Annotated in this window: 25 protein-coding genes; 9 read left to right on the forward strand and 16 right to left on the reverse strand. The window is 40.7% G+C overall.

Going from position 1 to position 22033, the window contains the following annotated elements; genetic code table 11:
* Positions 1 to 26: 26 nt before the first annotated feature.
* The gene (locus HOP08_09215) at positions 27 to 1007 is read left to right on the forward strand and encodes a TerC family protein (protein ID NOT75093.1); all 981 of its coding nucleotides are present in this window, start codon (positions 27 to 29) and stop codon (positions 1005 to 1007) included.
* Here HOP08_09215 and HOP08_09220 read toward each other — a convergent pair.
* The 6 genes from HOP08_09220 to HOP08_09245 are packed head-to-tail and all read right to left on the reverse strand — an operon-like array spanning position 1004 to position 8301.
* Positions 1004 to 2272, reverse strand: coding sequence for a TerB family tellurite resistance protein (locus HOP08_09220; protein ID NOT75094.1), 1269 nt, complete (start codon positions 2270 to 2272; stop codon positions 1004 to 1006). The two genes, HOP08_09215 and HOP08_09220, sit on opposite strands and share 4 nt — an antisense overlap.
* Before the next feature lie 58 nt (positions 2273 to 2330).
* On the reverse strand, positions 2331 to 2840 hold the full coding sequence (gene purE / locus HOP08_09225) for a 5-(carboxyamino)imidazole ribonucleotide mutase (protein ID NOT75095.1): 510 nt from the start codon (positions 2838 to 2840) through the stop codon (positions 2331 to 2333).
* Positions 2837 to 3970 carry a 5-(carboxyamino)imidazole ribonucleotide synthase gene (locus HOP08_09230; GenBank protein NOT75096.1) on the reverse strand — a complete coding sequence of 378 codons (1134 nt, stop codon included), beginning with the start codon at positions 3968 to 3970 and terminating at the stop codon, positions 2837 to 2839. The genes purE and HOP08_09230 overlap by 4 nt, the downstream gene beginning before the upstream one ends.
* A gap of 7 nt (positions 3971 to 3977) precedes the next feature.
* Positions 3978 to 5954: a hypothetical protein gene (locus tag HOP08_09235; GenBank protein ID NOT75097.1), complete on the reverse strand. Its 1977-nt coding sequence runs from the start codon at positions 5952 to 5954 to the stop codon at positions 3978 to 3980.
* Positions 5955 to 5983: 29 nt separating this feature from the next.
* Positions 5984 to 8098, reverse strand: a complete 2115-nt coding sequence (gene feoB, locus HOP08_09240) for a ferrous iron transport protein B (GenBank protein NOT75098.1) — start codon at positions 8096 to 8098, stop codon at positions 5984 to 5986.
* On the reverse strand, positions 8098 to 8301 hold the full coding sequence (locus HOP08_09245) for a ferrous iron transport protein A (GenBank protein ID NOT75099.1): 204 nt from the start codon (positions 8299 to 8301) through the stop codon (positions 8098 to 8100). Before HOP08_09245 ends, feoB begins: the two co-directional genes overlap by 1 nt.
* A gap of 122 nt (positions 8302 to 8423) precedes the next feature.
* Here HOP08_09245 and HOP08_09250 point away from each other — a divergent pair, with 122 nt between their 5' ends.
* Positions 8424 to 8570 (forward strand): hypothetical protein, encoded by a 147-nt coding sequence (locus HOP08_09250; protein ID NOT75100.1) that lies wholly within the window; start codon positions 8424 to 8426, stop codon positions 8568 to 8570.
* A 103-nt stretch (positions 8571 to 8673) separates the two neighbouring features.
* On the opposite strand, the gene HOP08_09255 is transcribed toward HOP08_09250, so the two are convergent.
* Together HOP08_09255 and HOP08_09260 are read right to left on the reverse strand one after the other, a co-directional pair.
* Positions 8674 to 8919, reverse strand: coding sequence for a hypothetical protein (locus tag HOP08_09255; protein NOT75101.1), 246 nt, complete (start codon positions 8917 to 8919; stop codon positions 8674 to 8676).
* Between the two features lie 110 nt (positions 8920 to 9029).
* Complete coding sequence (locus HOP08_09260) at positions 9030 to 9407, reverse strand: ATPase (GenBank protein NOT75102.1); 378 nt, start codon at positions 9405 to 9407, stop codon at positions 9030 to 9032.
* Between the two features lie 134 nt (positions 9408 to 9541).
* Between HOP08_09260 and HOP08_09265 the strand changes: the two genes are divergently transcribed.
* Together HOP08_09265 and HOP08_09270 are read left to right on the forward strand one after the other, a co-directional pair.
* Positions 9542 to 10237 (forward strand): hypothetical protein, encoded by a 696-nt coding sequence (locus tag HOP08_09265; GenBank protein NOT75103.1) that lies wholly within the window; start codon positions 9542 to 9544, stop codon positions 10235 to 10237.
* Positions 10238 to 10244: 7 nt separating this feature from the next.
* A complete protein-coding gene (locus HOP08_09270) occupies positions 10245 to 11297 on the forward strand; it encodes a Gfo/Idh/MocA family oxidoreductase (GenBank protein ID NOT75104.1) in 1053 nt (350 codons plus the stop codon).
* Position 11298: 1 nt separating this feature from the next.
* Here HOP08_09270 and HOP08_09275 read toward each other — a convergent pair whose 3' ends face one another.
* Positions 11299 to 12078: a hypothetical protein gene (locus HOP08_09275; GenBank protein ID NOT75105.1), complete on the reverse strand. Its 780-nt coding sequence runs from the start codon at positions 12076 to 12078 to the stop codon at positions 11299 to 11301.
* A gap of 79 nt (positions 12079 to 12157) precedes the next feature.
* Between HOP08_09275 and HOP08_09280 the strand changes: the two genes are divergently transcribed.
* Both HOP08_09280 and HOP08_09285 read left to right on the forward strand, forming a co-directional pair.
* Positions 12158 to 13426, forward strand: a complete 1269-nt coding sequence (locus HOP08_09280) for an asparagine synthetase B (GenBank protein ID NOT75106.1) — start codon at positions 12158 to 12160, stop codon at positions 13424 to 13426.
* A gap of 15 nt (positions 13427 to 13441) precedes the next feature.
* Positions 13442 to 13660 (forward strand): hypothetical protein, encoded by a 219-nt coding sequence (locus HOP08_09285; GenBank protein ID NOT75107.1) that lies wholly within the window; start codon positions 13442 to 13444, stop codon positions 13658 to 13660.
* Positions 13661 to 13809: 149 nt separating this feature from the next.
* Here the strand turns inward: HOP08_09285 and HOP08_09290 are convergent, their stop codons facing one another.
* Positions 13810 to 14460: a hemolysin III family protein gene (locus HOP08_09290; GenBank protein NOT75108.1), complete on the reverse strand. Its 651-nt coding sequence runs from the start codon at positions 14458 to 14460 to the stop codon at positions 13810 to 13812.
* 111 nt (positions 14461 to 14571) lie between these two features.
* Between HOP08_09290 and HOP08_09295 the strand changes: the two genes are divergently transcribed.
* Positions 14572 to 15108 (forward strand): hypothetical protein, encoded by a 537-nt coding sequence (locus tag HOP08_09295; protein NOT75109.1) that lies wholly within the window; start codon positions 14572 to 14574, stop codon positions 15106 to 15108.
* A gap of 3 nt (positions 15109 to 15111) precedes the next feature.
* Here HOP08_09295 and HOP08_09300 read toward each other — a convergent pair whose 3' ends face one another.
* The gene (locus tag HOP08_09300) at positions 15112 to 17619 is read right to left on the reverse strand and encodes a penicillin-binding protein (GenBank protein ID NOT75110.1); all 2508 of its coding nucleotides are present in this window, start codon (positions 17617 to 17619) and stop codon (positions 15112 to 15114) included.
* A gap of 67 nt (positions 17620 to 17686) precedes the next feature.
* On the reverse strand, positions 17687 to 18100 hold the full coding sequence (gene arfB / locus HOP08_09305) for an aminoacyl-tRNA hydrolase (protein NOT75111.1): 414 nt from the start codon (positions 18098 to 18100) through the stop codon (positions 17687 to 17689).
* A gap of 87 nt (positions 18101 to 18187) precedes the next feature.
* Here arfB and HOP08_09310 point away from each other — a divergent pair, with 87 nt between their 5' ends.
* Positions 18188 to 18595 (forward strand): response regulator, encoded by a 408-nt coding sequence (locus HOP08_09310; protein ID NOT75112.1) that lies wholly within the window; start codon positions 18188 to 18190, stop codon positions 18593 to 18595.
* 6 nt (positions 18596 to 18601) lie between these two features.
* Here the strand turns inward: HOP08_09310 and HOP08_09315 are convergent, their stop codons facing one another.
* Positions 18602 to 20632, reverse strand: coding sequence for a hypothetical protein (locus tag HOP08_09315; protein ID NOT75113.1), 2031 nt, complete (start codon positions 20630 to 20632; stop codon positions 18602 to 18604).
* Positions 20633 to 20761: 129 nt separating this feature from the next.
* The gene (locus tag HOP08_09320) at positions 20762 to 21145 is read right to left on the reverse strand and encodes a hypothetical protein (GenBank protein ID NOT75114.1); all 384 of its coding nucleotides are present in this window, start codon (positions 21143 to 21145) and stop codon (positions 20762 to 20764) included.
* Positions 21146 to 21295: 150 nt separating this feature from the next.
* On the opposite strand from HOP08_09320, the gene HOP08_09325 reads away from it, so the two are divergent.
* Complete coding sequence (locus HOP08_09325) at positions 21296 to 21484, forward strand: hypothetical protein (GenBank protein ID NOT75115.1); 189 nt, start codon at positions 21296 to 21298, stop codon at positions 21482 to 21484.
* A gap of 12 nt (positions 21485 to 21496) precedes the next feature.
* On the opposite strand, the gene HOP08_09330 is transcribed toward HOP08_09325, so the two are convergent.
* Complete coding sequence (locus HOP08_09330) at positions 21497 to 21709, reverse strand: hypothetical protein (GenBank protein ID NOT75116.1); 213 nt, start codon at positions 21707 to 21709, stop codon at positions 21497 to 21499.
* 24 nt (positions 21710 to 21733) lie between these two features.
* A complete protein-coding gene (locus HOP08_09335) occupies positions 21734 to 22021 on the reverse strand; it encodes a DUF1330 domain-containing protein (GenBank protein ID NOT75117.1) in 288 nt (95 codons plus the stop codon).
* Positions 22022 to 22033: the final 12 nt, after the last annotated feature.

Below are 22033 nucleotides of genomic sequence, written 5' to 3' on the forward strand. Positions count from 1 at the left end.
AGCCAAAAACGCGGATAATATTTAGCATGCTCCTCTTCTCTCTGTTTAGAAATAACAGCTCTGTAGAAACTATTTTGTTCGGAGTCTTTGCCGTCATCATAGTGGTTTTCATGGTCCTTGACTTAGGCATTCTTAATAAGAAAGCTCATAAGATCAGCACTAGAACTGCGCTCTACCAATCCATCTTCTGGGTATTGGTTAGCACCCTATTCGGCTATCTGGTATATCATTTTGATGATAGCGCAGATGGTGGCGCGGATGCTTTGCTCGAGTATTTTTCTGCTTACCTGACTGAGTACGCTCTATCGGTTGACAACATTTTCGTTATCCTTCTTATTCTAAAGTACTTTACTGTTAAGGAAGAGTACTATCACAAGATCCTTTTCTGGGGAATCCTGGGTGCCGTATTCTTCAGAGGAATTTTCATCTTCGTTGGCGCATACCTGATCGCTGAATTCCATTGGTTACTGTATGTCTTCGGAGTTCTTCTTATCTATTCAGGAGTCAAGATCTATTTTGAAGACAGTGATGAAAAGATTGATCCTGAGAAAAATCCGATCATGCGTCTATGCAGGAAGTATCTTCCGATCAGCAAGGATGAAAAAGGCGGTCGTTTTTTATTTCGTGAGAACGGAAAATTCTATTTCACACCATTATTCCTGGTAGTTGTTCTGATTGAGACAACCGATCTTCTTTTTGCTGTGGATTCAATTCCTGCGGCTTTTGCCATTACTCAAAATGAGTTTCTGATCTATACTTCAAACATCTTCGCAGTTTTAGGCTTACGTGCAATGTTCTTCCTGTTGGCGGGTATTATTGACAAATTCTACCTCCTTCAAAAAGGATTGTCTGTGATCCTCTTCTTCATTGGAGCGAAAATGTTGCTGGAGATCATTCACTTTGAGATCCCTGTAATGTTGTCCTTCATTGTGATCATTGCTACCCTGACACTTGCTATTGTGTTTTCAATGCTGGTGCCTAAAAAGGAAAAAGCAGCCGATCATTAATCTCCCAGACTTTCTGTAATAAAGTTTTTAGGCAGGATCTGCATCAATATCGGCAGTGTCAAAAATCTTTGTGGCAGAGATATGATGACAAACGTCGGAATTGCCTTCATTACATCAATTAGCAACACTCTTAATTTCTGTTTTTCTTCATCATTGAGCTCCGCCGAACGTGCTCTGATCAATAGAGCCATCAGATCTTCACTTTCCTGAATCTCTTTTATAAGCCGGCTTCTGTTCTTGTCCGTGATCTTTGAAACTCTCTTTATATATTGATCACTCACTTCTTCAAATTTCTTCTTATCCTGAAGAGCACTCAATTCTTCCCAATGCTCCAGAACAAAACCTTCAATGGCCACCATGCTATTGTCAAGGTCATCTTCTGAAAAGGAAAATGTCTCTGCCAGTCTTTTCAAGAAGGATAATTCAAGATCTTCAACTTTCTTATCTGCCCAGATGGTGAGAACGGCGATTTCAAGAAAATACTTCTTTAATAGCCATGAGTTATTGGTAGGCAAATTAATTTCCTCTATTGAAATACCTTCCTCAAAAATTGTCTGGCATTCCTTTCTCTTGGCAGGAGAAAGCTGAGCGCTTTGAAGAAAGTACTCCATCAATCTTCGTTCTTCAAATTCAAGAATATGATTAGCATGAGCGGCTGCAGCCATAATTTTCACAAGAGATGTCCGCAGTTCTTCTCTTTCATACTTGAAAAAATCTGAGACAATCTTGTCTGCGTTGGTATGAATCCACTGACCAAAGATGAATATGTCAAGAAATAAAAGGGAGTTATGAAAAAACTGAGTCCAGAAATTTCCTTTGTTCTCTGTGGTATGTTCAATTCTTTTGTCAAGAATTTTTTCCGCCAGCTCAAGTGAGGTTTTCTTTCTTCCAAAGATTGTCTTTGTGGAAGTCGAAAGCTCTGGGAAAACATGATTATAAAAATTAGTAATACTTTCCAGTGTCTTCAAGGCAACCACGGACATTTCATCCGTATTCTTAACGGGCTTATCATGAAATAAAAGTGAACTGCTGATAAGGCTCTCTGCCAGCAGAATTTTCATCCGGTCTTTCTCATTCCACTCGCTTGAATTGGGATGATCAAAAACATTGACCGGCTGTCCATACATAATGCCCGTCGGCTGAATAACTCTGTACAATGAATGATCAGGATGCGAAGACTTGCGTCCCTCTGCAGTCAGTTCCTGTAGTAGTTTCAGGCGAAACTCCAGGTATTCTTTTAACCAGCCTTTTGATCCAGGATCCATGAGAAAAAGAACGAGAAGGTACCACTTTTATTTCAGACGAATGGCAACTGAACCCGGCCTAAATGGCTTTCCAACCCTTTTTATGCAGGTGATTTGCAGATTCTTCCACTTTACTGCCCATGTCTTTTTTATAGAGATCAAGCTTTTTAGCGATCTTCTTGTCAACCGTTCCGATGATTTGTGCGGCCAGTATGCCTGCATTTTTAGCACCATTAAGCGCCACGGTTGCAACCGGAACGCCACCTGGCATTTGCAATATGGATAGGACTGAATCCCAGCCATCAATAGAATTAGAAGATTTTACCGGAACCCCAATAACCGGAAGTGATGTCATAGCAGCAACCATTCCCGGAAGATGAGCTGCACCACCCGCACCCGCAATAATTACTTTCAATCCGCGATCACGGGCAGAAGTTGCATAGTCAACCATTTTTGAAGGAGTCCTATGTGCTGAAACGATTGTCAGCTCAAAATCAATTCCCAACTCTTCCAGGAACTCAGCAGCTTCCTTCATGATCTTAAGATCCGATTGACTGCCCATGATAATGCCTATTGCTGGTTTGCTCATGCGATGACTTTGAGGGTGTGTTTTACAAAGTTGGCTTTCTTCCTCAAACTTTCCATATCTGCATCAACAATTGTTACGTGACCCATTTTTCTAAAGGGCTTGGTGGCCGCCTTGCCGTAAAGGTGAACGTAGATCCCGGGTACTTTCAAAACTTCTTCTATGCCTTCATACTTTGCGGGACCGGAGTAACCGTCTTCACCAAGAAGATTTACCATGGCACTTGGTAGAATCATCGAGGTATCGCCTAAAGGCAGGTTAAGGATGCTCCGAAGATGCTGCTCATACTGGGAAGTTACATTTGCTTCGATGGTTTGGTGACCGCTGTTATGTGGTCGTGGAGCGACTTCATTTACGAGTACCTCTCCCGTTTTAGTAACAAACATTTCCACAGCAAGAAGTCCAACCATGTTCAGATCCATGATCACTCTTCTTGCAATCGTGTCAGCCTGCTCAGCTATTTCATTTGATATCTGGGCCGGAGAAAAAAGATATTCAACGAGATTAGCTTCCGGGTGAAAGACCATTTCGACTGGTGGGTAAGAAACAATTTCACCTTTTTCATTGCGGGCAACGATCACAGAAATTTCCTTTTGAAAGCTCACATATTTTTCCAACAACCCGGGAGCATCAAAAGCTTTCTCAAGATCATCTGAAGTACGAATCAATTGAACGCCTCTTCCATCATAACCTTCCTTTCCCAGTTTGTTTACAGCTGGAAGAAAATCCTTATGCTTTTTGGCGTCTTCACGATTCTCAACCAGGACAAACTCAGATGTTGGTATCTTCCGGTCCTTATAAAATTGCTTTTGAATGCGTTTGTCCTGAATCAACTCAATGATCTGTGGCTGAGGAAATACTTTCTTTCCCTGCTGTTCGAGTTTTTTTAGAGCCGCAGTATTAACGTTCTCTATTTCAATAGTAACGATATCACAAGTGGCACCGAAATCAAGTACGGTTTCATAATCAGTTAATCTTCCATGAGTGAAACTGGCCAATTGTTTACAGGGAGCATTGTGATCAGGATCCAACACTGCAAAATCAATATTCCAATCAATTCCTTTCTGAATTAACATTCTACCCAATTGACCTCCACCCAGTACTCCGATTTTCTCTTTCACGGTTTTAAAAATTCAGGTATTAATCTTTTAGTCTTGCTTCAATGATCTTATCTCCGACTTCAATTTTATGAACAATCTCCATTCCGGAAATTGTTTCTGCAAAGATGGTATATCTTCCATCAAGATGAGGCGTTGGTGAATGGGTGATAAACCATTGTGTTCCTTCTGTATCCTTGCCTGCTGAGGCCATTCCTACCGACCCTGTATTATATTTTCTAAGCGAAAACTCCGATCGGATTGAATAGTCCTCACCGCCATAGCCATCACCGCGATTGCAACCTGTTTGAATTACAAAATTAGGTACTACTCGATGGAAGAATTTTCCGTCATAATAATTTCGTTTCACCAGTTCTACAAAATTGATAGCAGATCCAGGTGAATCCTCAATCAACAATTTCAGAACGATAGTTCCCTTACTGGTCTTGATCTCAATTTTCTGATCAGAGTTTATGGTCTTTACTGTTTCCCAATCGATTGGGTGATTGAATTTATTCTTCAATGGGGCCGGCTTTTCTCTTCCCTCCAAATATGCAATAGCATTTTCCAATGGCTGCAGGGACTCAAGATCCTTGGGAAGGCTCAATTTTGCTTTTGCTTCTTTAAGGAAAGTGATGTCTGTTAACTGCTCTTTGTAATGAAGATCCTTATTCATTAAGGCACCCGCAATAATTCCACTCACTGCTTCATCACCTTTTGCAATCGCTTTTTTATACACGCCAATAAAAAGTGTTGGATCCATGGTGGTAGGTGACGCACTCAACGGAGGATAAACCGTCCAGCCTCCTTGCGCTGATGCCTGTTTCATGAAGTTTCTGTTAATCGATACAATTGCATCTGCAGCAGAAGTAGTAATTACTTTTTCATTCTTATCATTCAGAAGTTCCTGTGAAAGAAACTCAAATGCCTTTGCCTGATTCGCTCCTTGTGCTTCTCCCAAAGCTGAAAGCAAATTTGCTTTATAATATGGTGAAGCTGTCTGATAATTGTCTATGATCTCCTGCACAAATCCCTCAGGGGATTCTGACTTTAGCAAAGCCGCATAGAGATTCGCTTTTACTCTTGTGTTATTTGCAGACGATATGCTTGGCGAAAGTCTGTTCAACGGCTTCTCAATCTTACTTCTTATTACTTCTGACGCAGCCACTCTAACCATTTCATCAGGATCTTCCAGTCCTTTGAAAACAATATCCTGAGTTTCCATGAGTGGGAAATTCTGGCAGGCTCTGATTGCACTTATCCTCACACGAAAATCCTTGTCAGAGATTGAAATTTTATTGATCACAGGCAAGGCCTTTGTTACTTCAATGTGCCGAAACCCAGAGATTGATGCCATCCGCACCTCGGGATGAACATCCATCTGCGCTGCGTTGATAAGTCTTTCATTAAAGTTCTCTCCTTCTAACTTTTGCGAACGCGCAAAATAGTTTGCTGCTGCCAAACGTGTTTGAAAAGATTTTTTTGAATCGAGATACTCTGAAGCTTTAATTGTTACCGTACTATCCGCCTTCCTTCTGAGGCTTAGCTGATAAAATCCCCTTGCCTGTCCCTCCTCAATCAAAGTATCTTTTGAGTTGAAGTCGGTTAGAATTTTGATATCCTCCTTTTGAATCGTTTTTCCTAAAGCTTCTAAAACCTCACTCAAAACATTTCTATCGCTGATTTCAATGGCGGGAATAAGTGCATTTACAGCCTGCGTTCCACCCGTTTGTCCCAGAGAAAATGCCGCGTTTCTTTTCACTTCATTATCAGGATCTTCCAGTAATGCAGTTCCTAAAGAAAGAGATGCTAAAGAATCCTGAACAGAAGCAAAGGCAAGAGCCGCCTCTCTTCTATAACTTACATTCTCCGATCGTAAAAAAATCAATAAGCTGTCCGTTGCTCTTCTGTCTTTAAGATCATAAATTTTTACTATCCCAGCATCAGAAAACTTGTTGGGGGACTTGCCAACTGAACATGAAAGCAGAAAAACAAAAGAGAGGAAGAATAGCTTTTGCATTAAAAATGTTTTTCGAAAGATAGGAAGAATCAGGAGAGGATCTGATACACAACAAGGGCAGAAACATACGCCAATCCTGTCATATAGAATAGCTGAATAAGCGGCCATTTCCATCCTTTAGTTTCTCTTTTCACAATGGCTAATGTGCTCATGCATTGCATGGCAAACGTATAAAATACCAAAAGTGAGAACCCTACTGCAGGAGTAAATCGCTTCCCTCCTGTCTCAGGATTGATCTCTTCTTTTAGTCTCTCCTTGATGGTCAGGTGATCGTCTGTGCTCCCCAGGCTATAGATCGTTGCAATGGTGCTGACAAATACTTCCCTGGCAGCAAAAGAGGTTATGAGTGCAATTCCAATTTTCCAATCAAACCCCAGTGGACGAATGACAGGCTCCATCCATTTACCCATGATCCCTGCATAAGAATGCTCAAGCTTATAGGCCGCAACTCTGTTTTCATAACCTTCTTCAGTTAATCTTAAATTCTGTGATTCTGCCTGAACGGTTGCACGAGCATTATCCATAACCTCCTTAGGACCATAACTTGCCAACACCCACAGTATAATCGATACCGCTATAATTATTTTTCCAGCTTCAAACACAAAAGCTTTTGTCTTCTCAACGATCGTGTATCCAACATTAGACCACTTAGGCATGCGGTATGTTGGCATCTCCATAATTAGATAGCTGCGTTCATTGACCTTGATCATTATTTTCATGAGCAATGCGGTGAACAGCACACCAACAAAACCAAGAAGATACAAGCCCATCAAAGCGATGCCCTGAAGGCTGATGATTCCAAAGACTCTTTCTTCCGGAACAATCAACGCGACCAGAATTGCAAACACTGGCAGTCGCGCAGAACAACTCATCAATGGAGTAACAAAAATAGTTATGAGGCGATCCTTCCAATTGTCGATTGTGCGCGTCGCCATGATCGCTGGTATAGCACATGCAAGACCTGACATCAGAGGGACAACACTACGACCACTCATTCCAAACTTCCTCATGATCTTATCCATCAGGAAAACTACCCGTGACATATATCCGGTCTCTTCAAGAATGGAGATAAAAGCAAAGAGTATGGCGATCTGAGGAATGAAGATGACAATTCCTCCAATACCCGGCACAATTCCGCTGGAGATCAACTCGAACAATGGGCCTTCCGGCAAATGCTTTGTTAGAAAACTACTGAGATCCGCAAATCCTCTATCAATAGCGTCCATTGGAATTTGTGCTAATGCAAATACCGATTGAAAGATGAGGAACAGCAGGGAAAAGAAAATCAGGTAGCCCCAGATCTTATGTGTCAGTATCTTATCAAGCTTGTTGGAAAATCCTTTCCATTCATGGCCTGCTGATTTTATGATGACAGAATCCAGGACTTCCTGAATAAATCCATAACGATGAATGGTTTCTGCGCCCTGATACTTATGTGGGAAGAAATTCTTTTGTGTTTCAATGGTTTTTATAAACTCGCGATTCTCCTTTGAAAGGAAAACAAGATTCTGGGGCTGTTGAATATATTGAAATGCCTCATAAGAAGTTGATAGATTGAAATGCTTTTGAATTTCATTCAACGCATCATTTATTTCAGCGAGAGGTTGAAAGATTTTTCTTTGTGAGGGGATTGCTTCGGAAAGAAGTTGCTTTTTTAACTCATCAAGACCAAACCCTTGACGAGCATTGATCATGACAACCGGTATATCAAGTTGCTTTGATAATTTCTTCACATCAAGACTCAACCCGGATTTTGCAGCAAGGTCCATCATGTTGAGTGCAAGCACTACTGGCAGACCAAGATCAATCAATTGAGTTAAAAGAAGAAGGCAGTTCTTTAGATTGGTCGCATCAGCAATCACTGCAATACGATCAGGAAAGTTCTCATCATTTTTATTCGTGAGAATTTCTACTACAATCTTTTCATCCAGCGTACGTGGATACAAGCTGTAGATACCCGGCAAGTCAATGATCTCCGCACTGGTATGATCATCCAGCTGACAGAAGCCCATGCGTTTATCAACGGTGATCCCTGGAAAGTTTCCGATTTTTTGATTGAGTCCTGTTAGTTGATTAAATAAAGATGACTTACCCGAATTAGGTTTACCCACCAATGCAATCTTCAGTCTTCGTTCGGCAGCCATCAGTCGAGGATAGAAATTGTATTGGCTTCTTCAAGTCTCAATGAAACATCAAAACCCGAAACATTCACACAGACCGGATCTCCGAATGGAGCTGAAAAATTAAACCTCACTACGGTGCCGGGAAGAAATCCCATCTCAAGCAATTTCACTGAAAGTGGTTCATCTGTAAATCCTGATATAACCGCGGTTTCGCCAGGTTTCATAAGGGCTACCGATTTCAGAATTGCTGTCAAAACTTATTTAGATTAAATTTAAACAGGCGAATATAAGATGGCTCCTAGAATTTTCATGCGCTGGAAACAGTTTTTACTCCTGAATAATCACAATGAAAAAGAAGGATAAAAAGAAAGAGGTCAAAAAAACGAAGGAGGCTAAAAAGGTCTTACCAGATGAAGACGCAAAAGAATCAAAGCAATTTGATTTTGGCGGATTGCCAGCCCGAGACCTGAAAAAGAATTTGGGTTGCGGTTGATTAATGACCAACTCACCCAATTAGAGAAATTTTCGAATTGTTTAAGGGAAGAAAGTCCCACAAGCACTGAAAAGTGCCTTTTTAACGTGTTTTTTGGAAGGGTCTAAACTGACACCCGAGAGCTCTTGTCCGAACGCAAGGCTAGACGGATCTGCTCCATCGCCTGTTGTCTGAATCGTCTGCTGTCAGTTGCCTGCTCTTGCTTCAGTACTTCCTTGATGTACGTCAGCACCTTCTCCATCTGGACATGATCCATGGCGTCCAGGGACTCCAGAATGGCAAGTTTGCGCATTGTTTTCATATACGTAGTGGTTGTACAAATAACGTAAATTAAACCCTTGGGGTTCAAGCGATAACGGTGCAATTCACGCAAAGGCAACAAAGACGTAATGTTTACCTGCAGATTAAAAAATTCAAGGCCTTATGGGGAGCGTCTGACTTGAAGTGATGCTTTATGTGTTAGGAATAAAATTCCTGAAGTGACCCAAAATACTCTTCGTTCCAGCCTGAAACTATATCCTCAAAGTCTTCATCAGGAATGTTTGTGTGATTAAGCTCAACGGATGTTCCCTGTTTATGCGGATGAAGTGTGATGGTAACAATGGAAGGTTCTTCCTGCTCACCAAAATACCATTGCTGAACAATCTTTTTTCCGGGATCAAATTCCAGATTCTTTCCCGTGATACTTCCATCCCAAAGTGAAAACTCTGCACCTGCGTCAAGGGACATTTCTGCTGGTTCACCCGTCCAAAGTTGAATCGTTGCCGGAATGGTCAATGCATGAAATACTTCCTCCGGTGGAGCTTCCAGTAAGTAATACTTTTTAAAATCTTTCATCGGCTGCAAAGTAACTTTGAACAGTTAGAAATCTATGAATAATGTTCTGAAAAGAAAGGAAGAAGACAATCCTTTTCTGCTCTTTCCTTTAGCATCGTAATTTTCCCTAACTTTTCAATTCATTACCCAAAGCTATGAGCAAATTACACATCACCATCCTGTATATATTCTTTGTTTTTTCCCTCTTACTGTATGGTTGTGGTGGTGGAAACGCCAGCAAGCAATCTGAAAATTCCGAGGCATTTGACTCTGTTACGCTGTCTGCTTATTCAGGCAACACTTCCATTGGAGTAACTCATTCGGTAAAAGATTACCAGGAATGGTTAAAGATTTATTCCAGCACTGCGGATCCCGAATCAAGAATCAGTATTTACACAAATCCTGAAGATCCTAATGTCATCACGGTATTTGAATTGACAAAGAGTCACGATGAGGCTAAAAATTTATTTAATGCCGATGGTTTAAAAGAAGGAATGACATTGGCAGGTGTCTCTTCAACACCGGTCGTTCGATTTTATGATATAAAATATTTCGCGACAGGAAAAACAGATAAAATGTATTGCATCATTTTGTCCCATGCTGTCGCGGATTATGCCATATGGAAAAAATTCTTCGATGAGGATGAACCGATTCATAACGAAGCAGGCCTTGATCTTCTTTCGATCTCAACTAATGCAGAAGATCCGAACATCGTGAACGTCATGTTCGCAACAAACGACGTCAAGAAAGCAAAGGACCTTATCAATTCGAGTGATTTGAAAAAAAGAATGACTGAATCAGGAGTGCAGTCGGAACCCATACTGACGGTGTTAAAAACCACCAAGGAATAAAGAAAGTATGAGTTCTAAACCAATTGTAACATCAATACTCTCTTACGGGATGTCGGGAGAAATCTTTCACGCCCCGCTACTGGATGTTCATAAGGGGTTCACCTTAAAAAGCATTTTACAAAGGACAACTGATAAATCCAGACAGTATTACCCTTCCGTAAAGGTTGCAAGAAGTCTTGAAGAAGTTCTAAATGATAGTGAAGTTGAACTTGTCGTGGTCAACACACCCAATGACACCCATTACGATTACACTGTAAAAGCTCTTGAAGCCGGCAAACATGTTATTGTTGAAAAACCATTCACAAATACAAGTTCCGATGCCGCGGAGTTGATCGCATTAGCCAAAAAAAAGAAACTTACTCTATCCGTATTTCAAAGCAGGAGATGGGACGGAGCCTTCATGACTCTTAAAAAAATAATTTCTTCTGGATCGGTAGGGAAGATTGTAGAGTTTGAAGCTCATTATGATCGATTCAGAAATTATATAGCTCCAAATACATGGAAAGAGGAACCCGGTCCTGGGTCAGGTATTCTTTATAATCTTGGATCTCACATGCTTGATCAGGTGCTGGTTTTATTTGGTAAACCAAAGTCAGTAAGCGCCATCATTGGAATACAAAGACCTGGCGGGAAAGTAGAAGACTTTTACGATTTACGATTGATTTACGAAGGCATGAATGTTATTGTAAAGTCAAGCTATCTTGTTCGTGAACCAGGTCCGTTTTACACGTTGCATGGAGTGAATGGATCATTCGTTAAGTATGGAATTGATCCACAGGAAGAGGCGTTAAAAATTCATCAAATACCAGGAAGTGCTGGCTGGGGAACTGAAGCAGAAAAATTCTGGGGCAAGTTGAATACAGAGATCGATGGAGCTCACTTTGAAGGAAAGATTGAAACCCTTCCGGGAAATTATCTCGGGTTCTATCAGAACATCTACGAAGTGATTCGGGAGAACAAAGAGCTTGAAGTAAGACCAGAACAAGCTATGCAAGTCATTCAACTTATTGAGGCCGCAATTAAAAGCAATCTGGAAAAAAGAGTCATCAAAGTCGATTGACTTAAAGACCCTTCTCAGTTAGGAATTTATCCAATTCATCAATATGATCTGTATTGATAAGATCCACTCCTGTATCCAGTAGAGTTTGCCATGCCAGTTCATTATCAGGTATCGCCCAAAGACGAAGTTTCTTTCCTTCAGCATGAACTCGTTTTGCCAAGTCTTTTATTCTGTCAAGCGCTCCATCGGCTGGTTTCGATTTTCCATTCCATGATGACCAGTTGTTAAAATTATCGCTAATGACAGGCATTTTATGCGTTGGATAATTTTTACCTAAGTCTGAGGGCCTTCCGTCCAAAGCAATTCTTGAATTGGGATCCTTTATAATCAAGTCAACAGGACGATTCCCTGATAGAAAAATAACTACTGGACAATTATGATCTGCATTTAAACAGGTTAGTAAGTTATAACCTCGCAATAACTGGTCGAGCGTGCGATAGGTGACTTCGGCTTCAGTTTTAATATCGATCATCAGGAAAAACGATCCATACTTCGGATTGGTACTTCTCTGAATCGCAGCGATGCTATCCAAAGGTCTTAGGTATAATTCACTAAGCAACCTGGCTTTTGAATCGGGAGCGTTGTGAGACACCCGAAGTCTTCCATTAACAAGATGTACATCTGCTTCCACCGACATGAATCCTTTATTGTAAGCATGGATCAATGGTTGCGGGTTTTCATAATCATTGTGTGAATGAGCATTAACGTGGGGATGAATCTCTTGCGAAAAAGAGATTAACCGGAAGCTTATAAACACCAATAAGGACACAGATCGCTTCATGAAGCTGTGGAATTTATATTGTTAAACCGGGAAAATATTCGGAGATTTATCAACGTCCATTCACAAGATACAGTAGGTCATGTTTAAAATTTATTTAAGCCTGCTTTTTATTACTCTTTCCTTTTTAGGCAGGAGTAATTCCATACTCATCCCCATGGACGAACATCAGAAGAATCATTTGAAAGCCTATGGAATTGCTTTCGATGTTTTAAAAAAAGGTGGTTCCGTTGATTGGCTGTTAAACTATCGCGGGGGAGGTTTTCTCATCACTCATTCAAGTTACTTTGAAAGTGAATGCGTTATCCGTGGCGTTTCGTTTGAGTTGCTAAATGTTACCCGAACAAATGCCATCCTTCAGGAAATTTCCGCACCTGAAGTAAATATGAGTCTAGTAAAGCTGGAGACTGCGCCAAAAATTGCAGTATACTCTCCCAAAAATGCATTAGTGGGCGACGATACGGATGCGGTTATCGCAGCACTCGATTATGCTGAAATCCCCTATACTATTATTTATGATGAAGAAATCATTAGCGATCATCTTTTAAAATATGATTGGCTTCACCTACATCATGAGGACTTTACCGGGCAGCATGGACGTTTTATGAGAAGGGAGTCAGCGGTACTCGAATCCAAATTACAGGAAGCAACCGCGCGTCAGCTTGGGTTTGAAAAAGTATCGCAGATGAAGCTCGCTGTTGCAAAGAGAATCAAGGCCTTTTGCGCAGGAGGAGGATTTTTGTTTGCAATGTGTTCCGGCGCTGAAACGTTTGATATCGCTCTTGCCGCTGATGGTGTGGATATCAGTGAAAGCATTTATGATGGTGATGACTCGGATGCAGACTCACAAAGCAAGCTCGATTTCACCAAAACGCTGGCATTCGAAAATTTTACTCTTGAGCCTGGCTTGAGCAGAAGATTCTCAGATATCAATACCGGAAGGCCCGATTTTTTTGAAGCTCATAATGATTTTTTTATAGTGTTTAATTTCTCTGCTAAATGGGATGTTGTGCCATCCATGTTGACTCAAAATCATGAAAATGTAATTAAGGAATTTATGGGGCAAACTTCTTCTTTTAATAAATACGTGATAAAGCCTGATGTACTTGTGCTGGGTGAAAACAGAAAAGTCAATAATGTTCGCTACATGTATGGAGAGTTGGGTCGTGGCCACTGGACCTTCTATAGTGGTCATGATCCTGAAGGAGTCGCCGGAGGCGGAGGTGGCGGCGGGCGAGGCGGAAGAAGAACACCAACTGATCTTAATCTGCATCCTCATTCACCTGGCTACAGACTTATTCTCAACAACGTTCTTTTCCCATCTGCGAAGAAACGCAAACAGAAAACATAATTTATACAATCTGTTATGAGCTCAGCATTTGTAAGAGAAGGTGATGATCAGTCACTGGAGGATATTTCTCCATCCATCACAGCTTTAAGAGTTTTTCTTACACGCGAGAACAATGGAATTCAGGTATCAGAGCGAAAAAGCTTCACGGACGATTCCGGAAGAACAATTTTTGTAATGACCAATGGCCTTTCGTATATGAAAAATGACCAAGGCAAGTGGAGTGTCGTATTATAGTCTATCGAAAAAAAATCAAATAGATAAAAAGCAACGCTAGCAAGAACGCTACAAGTTTAAATCCAATCGCTGTTGAAGGAAATTCATATTGACAGATTGGGCATTTCTTTGAAGAAGCTTCAATCATCATTGCACAGGAAGGACACTCTTTAGTTTGCATATTTAAAAATAGCCACTATATGACAAGCTGTTCCCGCCAGCACAAATAAATGCCAGATGAAATGACTGTATTTGATCTGATCCTTAACGAAAAAGAAGACACCAGCGGAGTACATTATTCCTCCTCCCAGTAACCAGAAGAGGCCCCAGGCATCCATGCTTTCCCATAAAGGTTTTATTGCAATCACTGCGATCCAACCCATAGCGAGATAAAGTGCGGTTGATAGCTTACCGCTATTCGCTCCACCCACTGACTTGATAACTATTCCAAGAATGGCAAGTCCCCAAACGACACCAAACAAACTCCATCCCCAGGCACCTCTCAAAAGGCCTAATGTGAAAGGCGTATAAGTACCGGCGATTAATAAAAAGATTGCTCCATGATCGAATATCTGAAACAGGTTTTTAGTTCTGCTTTTCGGAAATGCGTGATAAAGCGTAGAGGCGAGATACAGCAACATCATGGTTGTCCCGAAAATGCTAACCCCTACAATTGCAGCCGCTCCGGAAGGAATAGCAGAAATGATGAGAAGCGGTGTAACTGCAAGAGCTCCAAGAAAACCCACTCCATGGCTGATGCTATTGGCTATTTCCTCGCCAAGAGTTTGGTCCTGTTTTAGCTTTATTATTCCGTTTTCCATGTGTTACTTCAACGAATTACAAAGATCGGATATTACTTTGTAATCGTTGATAATGGCTTATGAATACTGTTTAATTTTGCTTGATTATCTTTGGAGTCTAAATAGAGTCTTATGAAAAAACTGATGTTTTTTGTTTTCGTTTCAATATCGGGTTTGGCCAGTGCTCAAACGGTCACCTATCAGGATTTCAAGATCGAAGAGCAGCAGATCATTTATCAAAAGATCTTTAGTGAAGATTCTATTTCTGTCGCGAAGCTGGAGAAATATTACAAGACTCTTCCTTTCGTCGTAAACGTAGCAACAACGGCAACCGGATTAACTCTTAACGTAGAAGGTATTACTGTTGATTATAAGAAATTTCAATTCAGTCAGGTTGGAACTCCCATGATTATTCAATCCGGAAATTTCAGTGGAGAAGTTTCTATTGGGGTTAAGGATGGTAAATACAGAGTTACATTCAGATCTATTCAGCTAACAGGCAATATTGAATATAAGATGATCAAGGAAAAAGATAATCTTACCAACTACGCTTGCAAAAACAGCGGAACCGTACTCTCAGAAAACTGGTGCCGCCCTAACATGCTGGGATTATTGGATCAGGCCTTTACTGATAAATTTCAGTTTAAAAAATCAAAGGACGACTGGTAGTTTCTATTTCTCCGGATCATTATCTCCTTCAATAATTTCTACTTCAAGCAATCGAATAGAATCACGTTGATGAAGTACCTTTTGCATTTTTAGCTTTCGCTGATAAATCACCTGTAAGAAACTTTCCGGCGGAGGCGCAACAAGTGTGTCGGCAAGAATTGTAGAGTCTCTTTTGAAAATGATTCTTCTGATCTGTGCTTGCAGGGTATCACTCAATTCGTAAAGATCACAATTCAGTTTCTCCTGAAGGCTTGCAGATAACGGAGGAAATTTTGCATCGGAGAGTTTTTTGAATTTTGGGTCTTTATTCATTTGCTTCAAAAAATATCCTGTAATCGGCAAGGCAGTATTGGAACCTTGTCCAAGTTCTGTACTTCTGAATCTAATTCTTGGATCATCTGCTCCTACCCATGAACCCATCACTAGATTAGGAGTGATAGCCATAAACCATCCATCAGCATTAGCTTGTGTGGTACCAGTTTTTCCGGCTACATCAGTCAATACGCCATACTTCCATCGTAGTCGTGATGCCGTGCCTTCTGTTACCACTGTTCTCATCATATTGGTTACCAAAGCAGCCGTCTCTGAGGACATTGCCTTTTCCGTTTTTGCTTCAGGCTTGAAATCTTCATATATCTTTCCATCCAGGTCTTGAATCGTGCCGATAAAATAAGGAGTATTGGGCAACCCATTATTGGCAATGCAGGAATAGGCTGCAGTCATTTCCAAAAGTGAAATAGAAGATGCTCCTAATGAAATCGAGGGGACTTCCGGCATATCACTTGTGATTCCCATTTTTCTCGCGAGATCAATCGTATTCTTAACACCTGCCATTTCGATAAGTTTTACAGCAACTGTATTAACGGAATACGCCAAAGCTCCACGCATTGAATACTCAACTTCATAATCTACCTGGGAATTTCTCGGAGTCCATTTCTCTCCTTCCTTATCAATATAGGTTTGACGCTCAGCCGAAATAAGTTCACAAGGTTCCACTCCTTCTTCCAGAGCCATTGCAAACACAATCGGTTTGAAAATGGAGCCAACCTGACGTTTCGTTGATTCCTTGACATGATCAAATTGAAAAAAGTCATGATCAATGCCTCCTACCCATGCCTTCACCTTACCATTCGCAGGATCAAGTGCAAGGAAGCCGGCATTGAGGTATTGCAAATGATGAATGATTGAGTCCAACGGACTAATGGTCGTCTCCTTGACTCCCTCCCAAGTAAAAATTAACATGGGAACAGGTTTTTGTAATTCGGCAAGAATATCTTCTTCCGATAAGCCCTGCTCCACAAGTTTTTGATATCGGGTGGAGCGTTGTATTGCCTGTTCAAGAACCTCCTCTTTACCCTTCCATGGTTTTTGTTTTCCCCAATGATCAAAAAATGTCTTTTGTATTTCAGTCATCTGCTGGACCATTGCGGTCTCTGCAAATTCCTGAAGACGCGAATCAATAGTGGTATAAATTTTTAATCCATCCGTATAAAGATTATAAGGAGTGCCATCCTCTTTTTCGTGATTGGCACACCATGTCATAAGCTCCGACTTTACATACTCCCTGAAGTAAGGAGCGAGTCCTTCATGGAAGGATATCTTATTGTATTCAAGTTCAACAGGAAGCGCCTTCAACGAATCAGCGGTGATCGAATCCAATTTGTTATACTTCACCATTTGACGAAGCACCACATTCCTTCTGACGAGTGCTCTGTCAGGAAACAATCTGGGATTATAGCTATGCGTTGCTTTAAGCATCCCGACCAACAACGCCGCCTGATCCGTTTTAAGATCACGTGCTGAAATAGAATAAAATCTTTCCGCCGCGGCTTGAATTCCAAAAACGTTGTCAGCAAATGGAACAGTATTCAGATAAAGTGTGAGGAGTTGCTCCTTTGTATAAATACTTTCAAGTTTGCGAGCAATTCTGACTTCACGAAGCTTGTTCAAAAGCATTGGAAGAATCCAATAACGCTTTCTTGGATAAAGGTTTTTCGCGAGTTGTTGAGTGAGTGTACTGCCTCCACCTGCGGATTCATCTTGCTGAATGATGGATTTTATAAGAACTCGTCCCAGGCTTTTATAATCAACACCACTATGGCTATAGAATCTGATATCTTCAGTGGAGATCAGGGCATCAATTACCGCTGGTGATATGTCTTCATATTTGATCTCAGTGCGATCTTCCAAAAAGTATCTTCCCAATAGAACACTATCTGCGCTATAAACTTCAGAGGCCACCTGATTCTGAATGTTTCTTAATTCACGATTTCCAGGCGTCTCTACCCAAATTAAAAAGATGAGAAGAAATAGAAAGGCCAGCGGTGGAGCAGTGATCTTTGCCCATCGGCGGGCTCTTGGATGTGTGTCAAAATATTTTTCAATAATCCTGAGAAGCTCTCCACACTTTCTTAAAAAAGGTCTGGCTTTTGGAAATCTCCAGATGCGACGATACAGATAGACCTTTGCATACTGTAAGCTTTTAAGAAATTGGTGAAAAAGTTTTCGCATAGCTGGATGACTAATACCGCTCACTAACTTTTTATTGCCAGGGAGAATTATTAAAACTCAAATTACTCTATTCAGGCTTTTGACGCCACTGCTTTTTCTGTCCACGCAGTTTCTTTTCGTTTACTCGTTTATGTTGAGCTGTTTTGGTTGGTTTTGTTGCTTTTCTTGCCTTTCGGGGAGTGAAAATCTTTAACAACAAGCGATCAAGCTTTTCGAGGGTTTGCTCTTTATTCTGCAACTGTGATCTTTTCTCCTGAGCCGTGATGACGAGAATGCCATCATTTGTCAGGCGTGAAGCCAAACTCTTTATAATGGACTCCTTCTGATCTTCTGTGAGAATGGCGGAACGGTTAACATCAAATTTCAACGTTACTTTTGTATTCACCTTATTAACATTCTGACCACCTGGTCCACTACTTCGTGATGTGCTGAACATCAGCTCATTTAATAGATCAGACGATTGAGGAATATTGGTTTGCATGTGCCAGTTGCTAGATCCTGCAAGTTATGGATCGAATTGAGAAAGCATCGATTTATATATACATTTGCTCTCCCCTAATTCATCTCCATGTCAAAAAGCCTTGTGTTTATCGTCGAGGACAATCCTATCCATCAGAAAATGCTTCAGGTTCATTTTGAGCAGATGCTTGGCGATTACATTGTAAGAACATTTTCAGATCCATTTGAAATGTATCCGCATCTTAATGAAAAACCTTTTGCGATTGTGCTGGATCATTTTTTTGGAAACTCCACACTAACGGGTTTGGATTGTCTCAAAGAATTGAAGAAGGTTTCTCCGTCCACGCCTATTATTTATTATACGACTTTAAGCGATTTGAAAGTACAGACTGAGGTGATGACACTTGGTGTTCATCAGTTTATTATTAAAGATTCAGCTTCTCTGGCAAGATTAAAAACAGCTTTGGATCTTCTGCATGTTAAGAAGAAAGGTTTTTTTCAAAGACTGTTCAACTAATTTTTATTACTCCTCAGTTTCTGTTGGCAGAACGATACTGAACATACTTCCTTTTCCTTCAATACTTTCCACTGAAAGCTGCCCTCCAAGTTTTTGCAAATACTCAAGACAAAGAGCGAGACCAAGACCTGTTCCTTTTTCATTGCTCGTTCCTGATGTGCTCATGGTGCGATCCGGCCTCAGCAATGAAGCAAGCGTAATTTCATTCATTCCGACTCCCTTATCTTTGATCTGAATCAGAAGACCCTCATTTGAGCGGCTTACTATGATGTTCACTTCACCCCCTTCAAATGAGAACTTCACTGCGTTGGCAATCATATTTCGTATGACAAAATTCAGAATATTCCGATCCGAAATAATCATGAAATCATTTGGCACATTGTGATTGAGTGTGATCTGCTTTGAGGCAGACATAGTTTGAAACAATTGAACTATCTCTTCGGTTAAAAGTCCAAGGTTAAATTTTTCCTTTTTTACAACCACTCCTTTTAGTTGGCTGGCTGTCCAGAATACAATATTTTCAACCAGTAGATTTGTTTTACTTAGATCATTCTCAATGTGCTGAGCAAAGTGACCAAATTCCTGCTGCGATATTGATCCCTTATTATATATCTGAAGAATTCCTCTCAATGAATTAAGAGGGCTTTTGATATCATGAGACATTACGGAGAGCAATCTGTCCTTTACGGTATTGGCAGTAGTGAGTTGGCTCGTGCGCTCTGTTACAATTTTTTCAAGGTTAAGATTCAGTGATTCAAGATTGCGATAGGCCTTTCCATAATGGTTTGCCAATAAGTAAACCTGGAAAAGAAGAAAGGCAAGGAGACCCAATTCCACCAGGTACATAAATTCAAAATGCTTCGGATAAAAGAATCTGGAGTTTTGAATGATTTCCGTAAGGATAAAAGGAAAAGCTGCAAGGACGCCCAAGAGAATGATTTTGGCGTCATTACTTTTTGCTCTCCATGCTTTTAAGATTGAATAAATCGCATAGATAAATGTCAGCAATAACATCCCATTGCAAAGTTCCAGCAACGCTCCATAGATATACTGATTTGTAACTATTACCGTGGTGCACATGATCACCGCTACGGCAACAAAAAAGATAACGGGTTTCTTCGGAGCATAACCCGGGAACAAATGATAAATGTATAGCGGAAAGAAAGCAATCACAGCGTACACGCTTCCAAATTCAAGCTTCTTCCAAAGTTCCCAATCGATCGATGGTATGATGTTGGGTAAAAGAAATGAGCCCCCATGAACAATCAATGATCGAATGGCAACACCCAAACAAATCAATGCCAGCCATAAATAAGGTTTTTCGCGACCAATAAGAAAGTATAAAATGATCTGATAAATGAACATGGACATCAGGCTTCCAGCAAAAAAATTCTCAATCCCATTTGCCTTTTCCACGGAACGAAAAAGAGTTGACGTCTTATCAATTCTTGGTGCCGTGGAAACACCTGCACTGAAGTAAGAATAATTAACTGCCTGAATTACGATTTCAACCACTGGAGTTCCGGACGGAATAGTGACTAAAATATTTGCCAATTGAGGTTTGTAACCGTCCTCATTAACATCCGCTATTCCGGTTTCCGTTACAAGCCTTCCGTTCATCCAGATTCTCGAAGCCGAGTTGATGTAAGGAAAGTACATTGATAATTCAGGTTGATTCGGTGATAAAAGGAGTGTTGCTCGATAAGTAGCGTAACCTTTTGATGGGTAGTTGCCCTGACGATGCCAGGATCCTGGAACATGGATTGAAGATGAATCCTTATCAAGGTTAATGTTGTCCGGAGTGAGCATTTTTCTCCAGTGAAATTCCCAAATGCCCGTCAGGCTGGCTTGTCCGTCCTTTTCAAAATTGTAGTTCCTCAGATCGAATTGGCCAATTTTGCTTCCCTGAAATTGCCCAATAGGTTCAATTTGATTTCCCGATAAACCAGCAATCAGTTCAGGTTGACCTTCTGAACTTTCAATTGAAAAAAAGAAAAACAGCCCTAAGAAATAAAACCTCAAAATAGACTTGCTCACAGAATAAACTTAACAAGAAAATCACTTTACTCCTATGAGCTCTGTCTGCATGTTTTGAATAAGAAATGAAAAGGCCCAATCTCAGGTTCGAGATCAGGCCCATCACTTTATTAAAACAAACTAAACTACTTATCCCTTGTGATCCCGGCGATGCTTATCTCTTCCATGTTTTCCCCGACCATTCTTTTTTTTCGTCATTGAATTCCATTTTGCCAACTGCGGTTCATTCAAAACACTTTTTATTTGCGCTTCCTGATCCGTTCTGAGCTTCACATGTTGTTTTTGCGATGTACCAACAGACATGGCAGTATCCTTCTTTAGTTTTGTATAACTCGCAGCAAATTTTTCATTAATAGCCTTCACGCGCACATATTGATCATCTGTGAGTAGAAGTTCCGTTTTCAGTTTCTCCAGCTTCTTTCCGGTTTTTGCCGAAGGGGCATGCTTTCCATGCTGAGCAAAAATGATCGTACTCACCATCATCATGCCCGCCAAAATCAAGTTCTTTTTCATAATCATTTTATTTATACCCATTAGACAATATATAACTCATCGTTATTCCCGGATCCGGAAAAAAAATAAAAAAACATGAAAAGCTTAATCCAGAAGTGAATTACAAAGTTTACGTGGCATGATTTTTTTGAACCCGTTGAAAAAAAATTTATGGCAAAGTATTCAAAGGGGGCTCAGAAAAAAGTGAAAAGAGCCATGGAGGAAATGAAGAGTGGCAAGCTTAGAAGCGGCAAAGGCGGGAAAAAAGTTACCAGTCGCAAGCAAGCAATCGCAATTGGTCTCTCTGAGGCGCGTAGAGATGGTGCTAAAGTTCCAAAGAAGGCAGCGCGAAAAAAGTAGATAAGATTCCGATCAGGCCTCCAGAAAACTCAATCGCAATTTCTCATAAGGAAGCTCAACTTCCAGATATACAGGTGCGTCATTAATGCTGTGATAGTTTAACTCAACTATACTCCGTGAATTGGTCTGAGGGTTTTTATAAATTCTTCCAATCACGGAAGTATTTACCAGAACGATGCGTGATTCATCATCTTCTGTTACGGGTAGCTCTATAAATTTTGTCATGGCGTGTTATTCTTATTTATAATTTCAAATTCCTTCTGCAACGATCATCTGAGTCGATGAAGCCGATTGCCTGATTATTTTCGCGGGGCCGTAAATGTCAGATGACCACCATTGTTTCGCTTTTTCCAGCGATGGAAATTCAAGTACAACCAGTCTGTTGGGTTTCCAACTTCCCTCTAAGGTCTCCGTCAAGCCTCCTCTGACAATAAATTTGCCATCAAAAGGCACAAGAGATCCGGGGGTTAGTTTTTTATAATCCTCATATCTAACAGGATCCGTGATATTGACGTCAACTATAATATATGCTTTCATAGGATAACTTTC

Source organism: Cyclobacteriaceae bacterium (assembly GCA_013141055.1).
In the GTDB taxonomy this organism is placed as follows: Bacteria; Bacteroidota; Bacteroidia; order Cytophagales; family Cyclobacteriaceae; genus ELB16-189.

Coding starts and splice junctions, on each gene's coding strand:
- HOP08_09220 (NOT75094.1), bottom strand. CDS start 2,272: ATGGATCCTGGATCAAAAGGCTGGTTAAAAGAATACCTGGAGTTTCGC.
- feoB (NOT75098.1), bottom strand. CDS start 8,098: ATGGCTGCCGAACGAAGACTGAAGATTGCATTGGTGGGTAAACCTAAT.
- HOP08_09245 (NOT75099.1), bottom strand. CDS start 8,301: ATGAAACCTGGCGAAACCGCGGTTATATCAGGATTTACAGATGAACCA.
- HOP08_09295 (NOT75109.1), top strand. CDS start 14,572: ATGAAAAAACTGATGTTTTTTGTTTTCGTTTCAATATCGGGTTTGGCC.
- HOP08_09265 (NOT75103.1), top strand. CDS start 9,542: ATGAGCAAATTACACATCACCATCCTGTATATATTCTTTGTTTTTTCC.
- HOP08_09325 (NOT75115.1), top strand. CDS start 21,296: ATGGCAAAGTATTCAAAGGGGGCTCAGAAAAAAGTGAAAAGAGCCATG.
- HOP08_09235 (NOT75097.1), bottom strand. CDS start 5,954: ATGCAAAAGCTATTCTTCCTCTCTTTTGTTTTTCTGCTTTCATGTTCA.
- HOP08_09320 (NOT75114.1), bottom strand. CDS start 21,145: ATGAAAAAGAACTTGATTTTGGCGGGCATGATGATGGTGAGTACGATC.
- HOP08_09275 (NOT75105.1), bottom strand. CDS start 12,078: ATGAAGCGATCTGTGTCCTTATTGGTGTTTATAAGCTTCCGGTTAATC.
- HOP08_09310 (NOT75112.1), top strand. CDS start 18,188: ATGTCAAAAAGCCTTGTGTTTATCGTCGAGGACAATCCTATCCATCAG.
- HOP08_09330 (NOT75116.1), bottom strand. CDS start 21,709: ATGACAAAATTTATAGAGCTACCCGTAACAGAAGATGATGAATCACGC.
- HOP08_09285 (NOT75107.1), top strand. CDS start 13,442: ATGAGCTCAGCATTTGTAAGAGAAGGTGATGATCAGTCACTGGAGGAT.
- HOP08_09300 (NOT75110.1), bottom strand. CDS start 17,619: ATGCGAAAACTTTTTCACCAATTTCTTAAAAGCTTACAGTATGCAAAG.
- arfB (NOT75111.1), bottom strand. CDS start 18,100: ATGCAAACCAATATTCCTCAATCGTCTGATCTATTAAATGAGCTGATG.
- HOP08_09270 (NOT75104.1), top strand. CDS start 10,245: ATGAGTTCTAAACCAATTGTAACATCAATACTCTCTTACGGGATGTCG.
- purE (NOT75095.1), bottom strand. CDS start 2,840: ATGAGCAAACCAGCAATAGGCATTATCATGGGCAGTCAATCGGATCTT.
- HOP08_09335 (NOT75117.1), bottom strand. CDS start 22,021: ATGAAAGCATATATTATAGTTGACGTCAATATCACGGATCCTGTTAGA.
- HOP08_09250 (NOT75100.1), top strand. CDS start 8,424: ATGAAAAAGAAGGATAAAAAGAAAGAGGTCAAAAAAACGAAGGAGGCT.
- HOP08_09290 (NOT75108.1), bottom strand. CDS start 14,460: ATGGAAAACGGAATAATAAAGCTAAAACAGGACCAAACTCTTGGCGAG.
- HOP08_09280 (NOT75106.1), top strand. CDS start 12,158: ATGTTTAAAATTTATTTAAGCCTGCTTTTTATTACTCTTTCCTTTTTA.
- HOP08_09215 (NOT75093.1), top strand. CDS start 27: ATGCTCCTCTTCTCTCTGTTTAGAAATAACAGCTCTGTAGAAACTATT.
- HOP08_09260 (NOT75102.1), bottom strand. CDS start 9,407: ATGAAAGATTTTAAAAAGTATTACTTACTGGAAGCTCCACCGGAGGAA.